12 protein-coding genes are annotated in these 13,476 nt (G+C 51.1%); 9 read left to right on the plus strand and 3 right to left on the minus strand.

Features of this window, described 5'->3' with window-relative positions; translation table 11 throughout:
- The 8 genes from nuoI to secA all read left to right on the plus strand — a co-directional run bounded on the left by nuoI (nucleotide 1) and on the right by secA (nucleotide 11,025).
- Nucleotides 1-684 (plus strand): NADH-quinone oxidoreductase subunit NuoI, encoded by a 684-nt coding sequence (gene nuoI / locus JTE88_RS01490; RefSeq protein WP_204424921.1) that lies wholly within the window; start codon nucleotides 1-3, stop codon nucleotides 682-684.
- Nucleotides 684-1,691 (plus strand): NADH-quinone oxidoreductase subunit J, encoded by a 1,008-nt coding sequence (locus tag JTE88_RS01495; RefSeq protein WP_204424922.1) that lies wholly within the window; start codon nucleotides 684-686, stop codon nucleotides 1,689-1,691. Before nuoI ends, JTE88_RS01495 begins: the two co-directional genes overlap by 1 nt.
- Nucleotides 1,691-1,990 (plus strand): NADH-quinone oxidoreductase subunit NuoK, encoded by a 300-nt coding sequence (nuoK, locus tag JTE88_RS01500; RefSeq protein WP_204424924.1) that lies wholly within the window; start codon nucleotides 1,691-1,693, stop codon nucleotides 1,988-1,990. The genes JTE88_RS01495 and nuoK overlap by 1 nt, the downstream gene beginning before the upstream one ends.
- A 75-nt stretch (nucleotides 1,991-2,065) precedes the next feature.
- On the plus strand, nucleotides 2,066-3,937 hold the full coding sequence (gene nuoL / locus JTE88_RS01505; protein ID WP_204425682.1) for an NADH-quinone oxidoreductase subunit L: 1,872 nt from the start codon (nucleotides 2,066-2,068) through the stop codon (nucleotides 3,935-3,937).
- A gap of 19 nt (nucleotides 3,938-3,956) precedes the next feature.
- Entirely contained in the window at nucleotides 3,957-5,489 is a 1,533-nt protein-coding gene (locus JTE88_RS01510; RefSeq protein ID WP_204424926.1) for an NADH-quinone oxidoreductase subunit M, read from the plus strand.
- A complete protein-coding gene (gene nuoN, locus JTE88_RS01515; RefSeq protein WP_204424928.1) occupies nucleotides 5,486-7,084 on the plus strand; it encodes an NADH-quinone oxidoreductase subunit NuoN in 1,599 nt (532 codons plus the stop codon). The genes JTE88_RS01510 and nuoN overlap by 4 nt, the downstream gene beginning before the upstream one ends.
- Nucleotides 7,085-7,149: 65 nt before the next feature.
- Complete coding sequence (locus JTE88_RS01520; protein ID WP_204425684.1) at nucleotides 7,150-8,100, plus strand: polyprenyl synthetase family protein; 951 nt, start codon at nucleotides 7,150-7,152, stop codon at nucleotides 8,098-8,100.
- A 117-nt stretch (nucleotides 8,101-8,217) separates the two neighbouring features.
- Complete coding sequence (secA, locus tag JTE88_RS01525; RefSeq protein ID WP_204424929.1) at nucleotides 8,218-11,025, plus strand: preprotein translocase subunit SecA; 2,808 nt, start codon at nucleotides 8,218-8,220, stop codon at nucleotides 11,023-11,025.
- A gap of 122 nt (nucleotides 11,026-11,147) precedes the next feature.
- Here secA and JTE88_RS01530 read toward each other — a convergent pair whose 3' ends face one another.
- Nucleotides 11,148-11,714, minus strand: coding sequence for an Rv3235 family protein (locus tag JTE88_RS01530; RefSeq protein ID WP_204424930.1), 567 nt, complete (start codon nucleotides 11,712-11,714; stop codon nucleotides 11,148-11,150).
- Between the two features lie 5 nt (nucleotides 11,715-11,719).
- Nucleotides 11,720-12,355, minus strand: coding sequence for a LysM peptidoglycan-binding domain-containing protein (locus tag JTE88_RS01535; RefSeq protein ID WP_204424931.1), 636 nt, complete (start codon nucleotides 12,353-12,355; stop codon nucleotides 11,720-11,722).
- A 141-nt stretch (nucleotides 12,356-12,496) separates the two neighbouring features.
- Here JTE88_RS01535 and JTE88_RS01540 point away from each other — a divergent pair, with 141 nt between their 5' ends.
- Nucleotides 12,497-13,051 carry a hypothetical protein gene (locus tag JTE88_RS01540; RefSeq protein WP_204424932.1) on the plus strand — a complete coding sequence of 185 codons (555 nt, stop codon included), beginning with the start codon at nucleotides 12,497-12,499 and terminating at the stop codon, nucleotides 13,049-13,051.
- Nucleotides 13,052-13,206: 155 nt separating this feature from the next.
- Here the strand turns inward: JTE88_RS01540 and JTE88_RS01545 are convergent, their stop codons facing one another.
- Nucleotides 13,207-13,419 (minus strand): helix-turn-helix domain-containing protein, encoded by a 213-nt coding sequence (locus JTE88_RS01545; RefSeq protein WP_204424933.1) that lies wholly within the window; start codon nucleotides 13,417-13,419, stop codon nucleotides 13,207-13,209.
- Nucleotides 13,420-13,476 lie beyond the last annotated feature (57 nt).

A 13,476-nucleotide genomic window follows, 5' to 3' on the forward strand; every position in this document is an offset into this window, starting at 1 on the left:
ATGTCGGATAAAGAATTCGCTCAGCCTGACGAATCGCTATATAGCCCGAATAAGAAGGGCGTATTGGGTCGAGCATTTGCACCGGTCGCTGGTTTTGGTGTGACATTCTCTACCCTCTTCCGCCCAACAGTTACTGAACAGTACCTGCCGCACAAGCCCGAACAGAAAACTCCACCACGTCCGCGCTACCACGGTATGCACCGGCTCAACCGGTATGCGGACGGTTTGGAAAAGTGTATTGGATGCGAATTGTGTGCATGGGCATGCCCAGCTGACGCAATCTACGTTGAAGCCTCCTCTAATCATCCAGGCGAGCAGTACTCACCTGGTGAGCGCTACGGTCGGGTTTACCAGATCAACTACTTGCGTTGTATTTTCTGCTCGTACTGCATTCAGGCTTGCCCAACTCGCGCATTGACGATGACAAACGAATATGAAATTGCCGATCAAACCCGTGAGTCGCTGATTTACGAGAAGCAAGATCTTTTGGTTCCACTAGCTGAAGGTATGCTCGCTACGCCACACCCAATGGCTGACGGTACCACAGATGCGAACTATTACAAGGGCGAAATTACTGGTCCAACCCAAGATCAGGTTGACTGGGTGAAACAAGTACGTCCAGATGATCCAACCGTTTCTTCTGCACGCGTGACATCTGTGGCTACGAAGGAGGCGCAGAACTGATGCCTACTGAACCATTAACTACGCTGTCGATTGGAACAGGGGAGATGATCCTGTTCTCTGTAACGTCAGTGTGCATGATTGCTTTGGCAGTCTTCGGTCTACTTATCACTCGCAAAGCTGTACTCACCACGTTGAGCGTTATCGGCGTGATGGTTGGCTTGGCTGTGCTCTACACGGCGCTCGAAGCCCCGTTTATGGGCGTTGTTCAAGTGGTGGTTTACACCGGAGCGATTTTGATGATGTTCCTGTTCGTTCTCATGCTCATCGGTGTTGATTCAGCAGATTCGGGACATGAGACGCTCAAGGTGCAGCGCCCAGTAGCTATTCTCGGCGGAGTCGGTATTGCCGCAATTCTTATCGGTGTTGCTTTCGGTGCGAAAGCGCCACAAGGAATTGGTCTGGAAGTAGCAAATGCGGAATCCAACCCGGTGGGTGTCGCAACACTGATTTTCTCCTCATCGGTTCTTACTCTTCAGCTCACTGGAACGTTGCTCATTGTTGCTGCCTTGGGCGCAATGACGCTCACTCACCGTGATCGTGTCAAGGAGCGCATCACTCAAGAACAGCTCGCGCACATGCGTATGCAGCAGTTCAGTGATTCCGGCGTTCACGTTGGCCAGAAGCCACCGCCGGGCGTTTACGCAGAGTCGAACTCGTCGGCTAACCCAGCGCTTACCGCAGGTGGTTTGCCAGTTGAAGATTCGACCAGCCGCGTACTCCACATTCGTGGCCAGGTACGTACCGTTGCAGAAATTTCACCAATGACAGTCAAGCGCGTTATGGATGGCGGAATTCAAGGTCCGGCAACCTACGGCGCTACCGGTCAGGCGCAGATTGCTGGTATGCCAGGTGAGAGCGCTCCAGATCACGAAGGTGCGCTTGCTCGACTCGGCTCGAGTGACACTCCGATGACTGTTTCAGGTACCGACGAGATTCCTGATTCCGAAACAGTTCAGCGTGAGCACGATATCACTCTAGAGAACACTGAGAAGTCGGAGGAGAACTGATGAACCTCATGTTTTATATCGCCTTAGCCGCAATTCTCTTCGCGATCGGCGCTGCCACTGTGCTCACTCGTCGAAACGGCGTGATTGCACTTCTCGGTATTGAGCTCATGCTCTCTGCTTGCAACCTTGCATTCATCACCTTCTCGCGAATGCACGGCAATCTTGAAGGTCAACAATTCGCGTTCTTTGTGATGGTCGTAGCTGCCGCCGAAGTCGTTGTTGGTTTGGCCATCATCGTCTCCATTTTCCGAACCCGCAGGTCCGCATCGCTTGACGGTGCCAACCTCATGAAGCACTGACGGAAAGCAGGTGTGAATCTCTTGTTTAATCTAGCCGCAGTCGCACAGGTTGGGCAGGCAACCGGAGCAGCAAGCATGGTATGGCTTGCAGTTGCGATCCCGCTGATCTCGTGTGGAATTCTTCTCGTCTTAGGCCGTCGCGCTGACGCTTGGGGTCACTGGTTGGCCACGCTTGCCTCAGCAAGCGCCTTCGTCGTCGGCCTCCTTGCTACGCTCCAGTTGCTGGGCATGGACGCCATGAACCGCGTCGTCGAAACCACGCTCTACACGTGGGTTCCAGCCGGTGAACTCTCAGTTGATTTTGGTACTCGAGCGGATCCGCTCTCACTGACGTTCGTTTTGCTTGTAACATTCGTTGGAACACTAATCCATATCTACTCTATTTCATACATGGAGCACGATACTGATCGCCGTCGTTTCTTTGCTTACCTCAACCTTTTCGTTGCCGCGATGCTGTTGTTGGTTCTGGGCAACTCCTACCTCGTTTTGTTCTTCGGATGGGAAGGCGTGGGCTTAGCCTCCTACCTCCTCATCTCGTTCTGGAACCACGTTCCGGCATACGCCACCGCTGGTAAGAAGGCATTCGTGATGAACCGTGTTGGTGACTTGGGAATGCTGATCGCCATGATGTCGATGGTGGTGTCGTTCAGCTCGGTTTCTTTCACCGACGTCGCTACTGGAGCTGAAACACTTCCGGCGAGCACCGCAACCTTCATCGGCATCTTCTTGCTGGTTGCAGCTTGTGGTAAGTCTGCACAGTTCCCACTCCAAGCCTGGCTCGGTGACGCAATGGCTGGCCCAACCCCAGTTTCGGCGTTGATTCACGCCGCAACAATGGTCACCGCCGGTGTTTACCTGATGGTACGTTCCGGTGTTATCTACGCTGTAACGCCTACCGCATCGCTCGTTGTGTCTATCATCGGTCTGATCACCTTGGTGTTCGGTGCCGTTGTCGGTGCTGCCAAGGACGACATGAAGAAGGTGCTGGCAGCATCGACCATGTCGCAGATCGGCTACATGATGTTGGCTGCAACCATGGGCCCAGTTGGCGCAGCGTTTGCTATCTTCCACCTCGTTACTCACGGCTTCTTCAAGGCAAATATGTTCCTTGGCGCCGGTGCTGTCATGCATGCGATGAAGGACGAAGTCAATATTCGTGGTTTTGGTGGGTTGAGCAGCCATATGAAGATTACTTTCGGTACTTTCTTGGCTGGCTACCTTGCCATCATCGGCTTCCCATTCCTCTCGGGTTACTTCTCCAAGGACAAGATCATTGAAGTCGCTTTCTCCGGTGAGGGGCTCCAGCCATGGACCTTTGGAACGATTACCGTTCTGGTTGCTGGTTTGACTGCCTTCTACATGTCGCGCGTCTTCTTCGCCATCTTCTTGGGCGAAGAGCGCTGGGACCACAAAGACAAGCATCCGCACGATCCATCCCCATATATGTGGGTGCCAATGGCAATTTTGGCCCTCGGTTCCCTCGGCCTTGGTGCAGTATTGAACTACACCGGATTCTTGACCTGGCTCGAGCCAGCTGTTGGACACGGTGAACATCCGCATCCAGTTATTCCGATCTGGGCGATCACTGGTGCAACCTTGACGGTTGTCGCTATCGGTGTTGCCCTGGCATGGAAGATGTATGTGGCAAGTGCTGTTCCGAAGCTCGCCCCACACAGTAGCGCTTTGGTTCGCGCTGCTCGGGCCGACCTCTACCAAGACGCGGTTAACGAGAACCTGTTTATGAAGCCCGGTATTGCTGTTGCAGCCGGTACCGAAGTTGCTGATCAGACAATCGTCGACGGTGGTATCGAAGGCTTGGCACAGGCTACGCGTTCCTCGGGTACGTTGGTGGGCAAGCTACAAACTGGCTATGTTCGAACGTACGCAAGCTGGATTACCTTGGGCGTTATTCTCGCCCTTGCTCTAGCCGTCCAATCAGCTATGTGAGACAAGGAGATATATTCACATGAACATCATTGAAGCAACCGCTCCGTGGCTCACAATCCTCGTTGCGATTCCATTTGTGTCGGGTTTGCTGTTGTGGTTGGTTAAACCGCTACGCCAGTTCGCCCGTCAATTCGCGCTCGCTATCTCGCTGATCGTTTTGGCTGGCTTCGTTGCCGCTTTTGTGACGAGTTTCGACGTTGCTCAAGCTGGTAGCACTCAGTTGTATGAAACCTACCAGTGGATTCCACAGATTGGCGTGACTTTCACGTGGGGAATTAACGGCATGGGTGCTGTGATGGTTGCCTTGGCAACCGTCTTGGTTCCGTTCGTTATTGCTGCTGAGTGGACGGATTTTGAGTCACATGACGACGCCGGATACTTCGCCTGGGTTTTGGTCCTCGAAGCCATCATGATTGGCTTGTTTTCCGCCCGCGATCTCTTCCTCTTCTACGTGCTCTTCGAAGCAATGATCGTTCCGGTCTACTTTATGATCGGTCGGTACGGTGGCACTCAGCGCACTCGCGCAGCGATGAAGTTCTTGCTCTTCTCGCTCGCTGGTGGCTTGATTATGCTTGCTGGTGTTATCGCCGTCTACGCATACGGAAGTGGTGGACCGGAGGCCTTCGTTCTTGATAAGATCGCTGGAACTTTGCGGTTAACAGCGACCTCAGAGATGTGGGTCTTCGTGTCGTTCTTCATCGCTTTTGCGATCAAAGCGCCAATGTGGCCAGTTCATACCTGGTTGCCCGATACTGCCGAGCAGGCATCCCCAGGAACTTCAACGTTGCTCGTTGGTGTGCTTGACAAGCTGGGTACATTCGGAATGATCGCTATCTGCTTGCCGCTCTTCGGTCACGCAGTAACCGTGGTAGCACCCGTTGTTATTACGCTGGCGATCATCTCGATCATCTGGGGTGCGCTCATGGCGATCTCCTCAGATAACATGTTGCGTCTCGTTTCCTACACCTCGGTCTCGCACTTCGGCTTCATCGTTATGGGTATCTTCTCCGGTTCGGCACTTGCGCTATCCGGATCGATTCTCTACATGGTTGCTCACGGTGTGGGTACAGCTGGACTTTTCCTCATTGTTGGCTTCCTCGAGCGGCGTGGTCAGTCCTACCTGATTTCTTCTTATGGTGGTTGGCAGCGTGTCACTCCGGTTATTGCCGGCTCGTTCCTCATTGCAGGTTTGGCGACGATCGCGCTGCCAGGTCTTTCTGGGTTCATTCCTGAATACTTGGTACTTATGGGTACCTACACTATTTGGCCGTACGCGGCAATGGTTGCTGCGGTTGGCGTGGTGCTCGCCTCGATCTACATTTTGCTACCGTATCAGCGTGCATTTACTGGGCCGAAACCACACATCGATGTACCTGATTTAGGCGGTCGAGAGAAAACTGTGATGGGTGGACTCATCGCGCTAATGCTCGTGCTCGGATTCTACCCAGCACCGGTCTTGGAGTTGGTTACTCCAGTCGCAGAGAACGCAACTATTGTTGCAGTTTCCTCGGCAGATAATGCTCAAGTTTCGATTGAAGGGAGCACCAAGTGAATCTCACGATTAATTGGGTTGCAACGGTACCACTTGCCATCGTTCTCGGAGCTGCGGTTCTCGGTACGTTGTTAGAAGCTTTCCTTCCACGCTCGGTGCGCCGGGTGGCTCAGATCGGTTTATCGCTCATCGCTCTGGCAGCAACATTCATCGCTATTATCTGGCGTTGGAAAGATCTTTCTAGCCAAGAAAATCCAGGCATACTTCGACCACTATCACTTTCTGATAGTGCTGCGTTCTCGGGCGTATCACTGGTCGAAGATGGCTTTTCTATTCTCGGCCAGGCAGTGATTCTTATCTGTGCGTTTCTCGCTTTTATGCTGATTGCTGATCGTACATTGTTACGTGATGGATCGTTCGCTGCTTCGGCCGCTACTCGACCCGGTTCTGCTGAAGAACGTGAATCGACCGAAGCTGCCCGTGAGCAGACTGAAGTCTTCCCGCTTGCACTCTTCGCCACTGGTGGCATGATGGCATTTGTCTCCGCCTTTGACCTGTTGACGATGTTTATCGCGCTTGAGCTTTTGTCTCTTCCACTCTATGTTTTGAGCGCGACTGCTCGTCGTCGTCGGCTACTTTCCCAGGAGGCGGCACTGAAGTACTTCCTCTTAGGAGCATTCTCCTCAGCAGTGTTCTTAATGGGGGCAGCTTTTATTTATGGTGCAACCGGTACGCTCAGTTTCTACGGTGTTGCTATTTTGGCTCAGCAACAGCAAGCCACAATGATGTTCCTAGCAGTGGGCGCAATTATGCTCGTAATAGGATTGCTCTTCAAAGTTGGAGCCGTCCCATTCCATTCGTGGACCCCTGATGTATACCAAGGAGCGCCGACACCGATCACCGGATTCATGGCCGCGGGTACCAAGGCTGCCGCGTTTGTTGCCATGGTTCGTGTCTTCCTGTGGATCGTGGGCGTTGTTCCAGATGCTTTCCGCATTTTCATGTGGATTGTTATCATTGCAACCATCGTCGTCGGCACGGTGATGGGTTTGGTTCAAACTGACATCAAGCGTCTTTTAGCTTATTCGTCTATTGCTCATGCGGGCTTCATTTTGATTGCTGTCAATGCGACACTGGCCAATATCAATGGAATCCAGTTAGCTGCACTCGGAGCAGTGATCTTCTACTTGTTAGCATACGGCTTAGCAACTATCGGTGCGTTCGGTGTCGTAACCTTGGTACGCGCCAAGGACTCTGCTGGCAGTGTATTGGGTGAAGCAACCCTAATTTCGCAGTGGGCAGGATTAGGAAAACGTAATCCGTTCTTAGCTACCGCGATGCTGGTATTTTTACTATCGTTTGCGGGTATTCCGTTGACCGCAGGTTTTATCGGAAAGTTCGAAGTTTTTGCAACAGGTATTGCTGCCGGTGATACGGTGTTGGTTATCATTGCCATTATTGCCTCAGTTGTCACCGCTTTCTTCTATTTCCGACTGATTCAACTCATGTTCTTTACCGAACCTGACGAAGACCAGATTGAGATCGTTTCTTCGGAAGGTCTGAGTGTAGTTGCCATCAGTGTTGCACTGGCTGGTACTATCGTGCTTGGTATCTTCCCAAGTCCAATTCTCGATTTCATTGCGGGTATATTCTAGTGAGTCTTATTTCGAATCTATTTGATCAACCGTCCACGGCTCTCGTAGCTGAGCTTACCTCTCGAATGGAGGAAGTAGAATCGGCACTGCGTGAGGCTGTGCAGGTTGATGATCTTGTTGTGGACGAAGCCACTTCCCACCTAGCTATGGCCGGTGGGAAGCGGCTTCGGCCCGCTTTGTGTGTCTTGACAGCGCAACTCGGGCCTCGTCCGGCAGATCCTGAAGTTGTGGATTCTGCGGTTGTAGTGGAGTTGACCCATTTAGCTACGTTGTATCATGACGACGTGATGGATGAAGCGCCGTTACGTCGTGGTGTTCCTTCGGCGCAGTACATTTATGGGAATTCCTCAGCTATTTTGGCTGGCGATGTTTTATTTGCGCGCGCTTCAGGCATTGTTGCTAAGCTCGGTCCGCAGGCAGTATTGTTGCATGCCCAAACTTTCGAGCGACTTTGTATGGGCCAACTTCATGAAACAATCGGCCCTCGCGAGGGTGATGATCCCATCGCTCACCACATCCAAGTTTTAGCAGACAAAACCGGTTCGCTGATTGCGGCATCTGGTCGTTACGGTGTTTTGTATTCTGGTGGCGATCCAGAATTGGCTGAAGAGATTGCCCAATTCGGTGAAAAGGTTGGTGTGGCTTTTCAGATTGCAGACGACGTCATCGATTTAGTTTCTGATCCGGAAGTTACCGGAAAGACGCCAGGGACTGATCTACTCGAAGGTGTCCCAACGATGCCAACGCTTTTGTTGCGTCAACATGCAGCCAACGGGACACTTGATGATGCAGGTCAAGAGATTTTAGCGTATTTAGATGAGCGTGATTTAACTCAAGGTGACAATCTCGACGTCGTTGTTGGCCTGTTGCGTTCGCATAGTGTGGTTGATGAAACTCGAACGTTGGCTCACCAATGGGTTGATGATGCATTGTCACATTTGGGAACTGTGCCAGAAGGCGCAGTTCGTCATGCTCTCGAATCGTTTGCACGTGCGATGGTTGATCGGCTGTCATAACCTGCCACGCTAGAGGCGAACTTAGTAACTATGAATACCCGCGATTTCGCGAACCAGAGTAGGATAGTAGTCAGTATCAGCGTTTTATCTTAAACGCCAAGAATCAAGGAGTCGTACGTGCGAAATCTTCTCAATAAATTGCTTCGAGCCGGTGAAGGCCGAATTTTGAAAAAGCTCAACGCCATCACGAAGCAAGTGAATTTGCTTGAGGATATATACTCTGGCATGAGCGATGAAGAGCTCAAGGCTGTCACCGAGGAATTCCGTGAGCGGATTGCTCATGGTGAAACGCTGGATGAGATCATGCCAGATGCGTTCGCCGCTGTGCGTGAAGCATCGGTTCGAACTCTCGGTCAACGGCACTATGATGTGCAGATCATGGGTGGTGCAGCCTTGCACTTGGGAAATATCGCCGAAATGAAAACCGGTGAGGGTAAAACCTTGGTGGCAACTTTGGCGGCCTATCTCAACGGCTTGTCTGGTAAAGGCGTTCACGTCGTGACAGTTAATGACTACCTGGCTTCTTATCAGTCGGAACTTATGGGGCGTGTTTTCCGGTTCTTGGGTATGACCACTGGTTGTATTTTGGATGGGCAAACACCGGATCAACGTCGTCAGCAATACGCAGCTGATATTACTTATGGTACGAACAATCAGTTCGGTTTCGATTACTTACGTGACAACATGGCGATGGAAGAAAGTTCGATGGTTCAGCGTGGCCATAACTTTGCTATCGTCGACGAAGTTGATTCCATTCTCATCGATGAAGCGCGTACCCCATTGATCATTTCTGGCCAGGCTGACGGTGATGCTAACCGCTGGTATGTTGCATTTGCTGATGCCGTGCAGAAGATGCGTCGCGATACTGACTATGAAGTTGATGAGAAGAAGCGTAACGCGGGTATTTTGGAGCCAGGTATCGATAAAATCGAAGATCTCCTGGGTATTGATAATCTTTATGAGTCAGTCAATACGCCACTCATTGGCTACTTGAACAATGCTATTAAAGCAAAAGAGCTTTTCCATCGCGACAAAGACTATATCGTCCGCGACGGCGAGGTCTTAATTGTGGATGAGCATACTGGTCGTATTTTGCCAGGCCGGCGTTATAACGATGGCATGCACCAAGCACTCGAAGCTAAAGAAGGCGTAGAAATCAAGGCAGAAAACCAAACCTTGGCTTCCATTACCTTGCAGAATTATTTCCGGATGTATGACAAGCTCTCCGGTATGACTGGTACTGCTGAGACTGAAGCTGAAGAGTTTGCTTCGACTTATGACATCGGAGTTGTGCCGATCCCAACCAACAAGCCAGTTGCTCGTGTGGACCAACGCGATATTGTTTATGCAACAGCTGAGTTGAAGTTCGCTGCGATCGTTGAAGATATTAAGGAACGTTTCGAGAAAGGCCAGCCAGTTTTGGTTGGTACCGCCTCAGTTGAGCATTCCGAGTTACTGTCGGGGCTGTTGCGTAAGGCGCATATTCCACACGAAGTCCTTAACGCTAAGCAGCACGAACGTGAAGCCTCTGTTGTAGCGATGGCTGGTCGTAAGCATGCTGTGACAGTTGCAACGAATATGGCGGGTCGTGGAACTGACATTATGCTTGGTGGTAACGCCGAGCATATCGCAGTTGAGATGATGTCCAAGCTCGGTTTAGATCCGGAAGAGAACACCGAAGAATACGAAGAGCGGTGGCCGGAGATTTTGCAGGCTGCCAAGGATCAGGTTGCAGCAGAACACGATGAAGTGACCGAATTAGGTGGCTTGTATGTGCTCGGTTCGGAGCGTCACGAATCTCGCCGTATCGACAATCAGTTGCGTGGCCGTGCCGGCCGCCAAGGAGATCCGGGCGAGTCACGTTTCTATTTGTCTCTTGATGACGATCTTTTGCGTTTGTTTGGTCCAACGATTGTTAATACGTTGCGGTCAAGTGCTCAAGACGAACCGCTTGATTTCAAGATGATGGCTAATGCTATCCAGAAGTCGCAGGCTCAGCTCGACGGACGCAATGCGGAAATCCGTAAGAATGTGTTGAAGTATGACGATGTTATGAACGATCAACGTACTGTTGTTTACACTGAGCGCCGTCGTATTTTGAGCGGTGAGGACGTCGAAAACCAGATCCAAAACTTTATGGATTTCGTGGTGGATGATATTGTATCCGCTCATACTGAAGGCCCGTCGGACGACTGGGATTTGGACATGCTGTGGGCAGATATGCGTCGCTATTTCAAGCCAAGTTTCACTCCGGAGGAGTTCATTGAGGAGCACGGCGATCAGAAGTTGCTGAGCCGGGATGTACTCCGTGACGAGTTTACGCAAGATATCCATGCCCAGTATGAAGAGCGTGAAGAGGAGTTGGGTGATGAGCAGATGCGTCAGATTGAGCGCCAGGTCTTGTTGCAAACCCTCGATCGTAACTGGCGTGAACATTTGTACGAGATGGATTATTTGAAAGAGGGCATTGGCTTGCGTGCCATGGCTCAGCGTAACCCGCTTGTGGAATACAAGCAGGAGGGTTATCAAATGTTCCAGTCGATGAATGACCAAATTCGTAGTGAAACAGTGAGTTTCTTAATGGGCTTTGAATTGCCATCGGAGCGGTTGGCGCGCGAAGCTGCTGAAGCTGCTGAAGTGATGGCCGGTCAAAGTTCGTTGATGGATGCACAAGCAGTAGCGAAGGCCGCGGCTTCTGCGGCTGCTAAGTCGAGTGCGACGAAGGCTGCAACCGAGAAAATTCTTGGTCTCAAGCGTCCTACGTCGGCTGCGAAGATGACTTACACGTCGTCTGCCAAGGACGGTAGTGGTCAGGCTCGTGCGACAAACGAGCAGGGTCGTGAAGTGCATGGTCAAACAACTGTTGGTTCTAGTGAGCCGCAGATGAACCGTGCTCAGCGCCGGGCGGCAAAGAAGAACAAGTAGACTATCTTCGCGTAAGGCTCAAGAGCGCTGGTCATGTATCTATCCATGATAGTAGAAGCCGATCGCCTTCCGGAGTCAATAGGGTGGAGCCGCGGATTAATCCGCGGCTCCACCCTTAGCTTTTAAGCAATTTCGAGTGCGGTTACTTGCCAGCGTTCCCGTCGGATTTCTAAACGTAACGCCACTGCGCGGATTTGAAAACCGTCATGGATGACGATAGATACTTCAGCGATCCGACGACGCGGGTGGCTAATATAAAGGCGGCGAATTGCTGGCCGAGATGCGCGAGGAGCAGGGCCATGGAGTCTGAGATTGAGACCGGCGCGTGCAGCCAAAGCTCGATAGACACCGGGTGCTAACCATGTTTGGAGTTGTCGTATTGGGCGATGCCCTTGTAAGACTTCTACCGCTTGGCCAACCGCATGTGCAGCAAAAGCTTTTGCTGGCGCAAGGCCGTCGGGTAGGGCTCGGTCAAGTGCGCGACGATCGTCGTCGTCGTTGGTATGTTCACTTGTTGTGGCCGCGAATGAGATCCGATCAAATGGCTTATCGGGTGAGGTAGCTGGTGGTGCAATAGTTTCCCTCCTAGTGACAGGGATATGGCTCTTGTATGGGCGTGTATTCTTCGCAACCGGGTAAAAGTTGAGGGAGGGCGAAGCATCGAGACTTAAGACAGTGGGGCTGGGCATGATTATTACCTTCCGGATGCGGGAATGATGAGTTGTTGACCTGGATGGATAGTATGTGGGTCCGGGATGATGTCACGGTTTGCTTCCCACAGGGCGAATGTGGCTTCCGATATCTCATTGGGCGGGATAGCAGGGTAGAGCCGTTGAGCTATTGTCCATAACGAATCGCCCGGTTTGACCGTGATTGTTGAGCTGTTACTTGGCTGGCTAATCGATACTGCAATCTCGTGTGGCACAATAGTCCGACGCAGAAGTGAATCAGGGGTGTGGTGAGTAGCTTCGACAGATGGCAAGTTGTGGTTCGTTATAGGTGCAACATCTGATGGAGAACTTGTGCTCTGAGACTGGGCATACGCTGGAGTAGGGGCCAGTAACAGCATCGAAAGCGCGAGATGCCGAGCTTTTGGTGAGCCAAACCGTGAAACATAACGTATTATTGACGGAATATCATGCCGGGTTGCGGCTGCTAGTAAAAGATACGATAGACTGTGCCAGTAAAACAGTACGGCTAACGTGGCCATGCCAAATAATGTCAAAGACATGTCACCGGTTAGTTGTTGTCCGCTGGTGTTCGAAGCGAGCCAGGCGGCGCTCAACGCGAACGTGGTTCCACATATGAAGAGCGGCAGTCCATTTTTCATGTCGAATAACCCTTAGAGATAATGTTTGATGCTGTTTGATATTCTTACGTGTCAAATATTCAAAGAAAAGAGGGTGTGCCCGGCACGTGCTTGTGGATAAAAAATATTGTCGCTTTTTAATGAATCTTTATACTTATCGGTATGGTATGGGAAACACTGATTGAGGGTATCGCCGCGCATATTCGCAATAACGAGCGTCAAGAACTTTTCGAGGAAATCGACGAAATTACAGATGCAGAAAATGCTAGTGTGTCTTTCGCGGATCGTATACGTGGTGCACGCGGCCGATATATTACTATCACGGTTAGCGAATGCAATGTCACAGGCGTCGTTATTGAATCAGGTAAAGACTGGTTGATGTTATCGAGTCAAGAGCAAATAGATCTCGTCAAACTCGATGCAATAAGTGTGGCTCGAGGCTTGCGTCAAGCCGCCTTCGAATCCTCCCGTTACGTACCAACAATGAGTTCTGTGCTACGGCGCCTGATTGGCCACACGGTTCTTGTGAATCGTTATGCCGATGCAGTACGCGCCGAACTCTTAAGCGTTGGCAAGGATTATGTGGTTGTGGAACCGAAAGCTGAGTTAATCTCGTTGTATGGATATCAGACGGCACACTATGACGAACAAACTCACCGAGAGCTGTATATTCCGTTTACTCATCTCGCTACGGTCAGCAGTGCAACGCTGGGTTAGGAAGAACCCGAGGGGCGTGTGCGGGATGCCGAATGTTGTGAGTTTTCTGCTCAGCTGTGTAAAAGTACTTAACAATCGGGTAGATATTAAATTGTAGTGTGGGTAGCAATAGAACTATTGCTACCCACACTACAATTGCTTAATACTGTTAACGGTTACTCGTCGAAGTTATTCGATGAGATCTTCTCCCGAGTTCGCTCGTATCCTGTCTGAATATATTCTTCAACGGCTTGTTCGGAAATGCGCCATTGCCCCCGGCCGCCGACTTGGATAGCCGAGAGTTCGCCATTTTTGATAAGAGTGCGGACTTGACCGGCTGAAACACTCAAATTTTCAGCAACATCCGCGATGGTAAGAAACTTTTGCATAAAACTATTCTGACACTTTTTCTTAACTGTCGCCGAATGATATTCGCACATGGCGTA

Source organism: Arcanobacterium phocisimile, assembly GCF_016904675.1.
Classification (GTDB): Bacteria; Actinomycetota; Actinomycetes; order Actinomycetales; family Actinomycetaceae; genus Arcanobacterium; species Arcanobacterium phocisimile.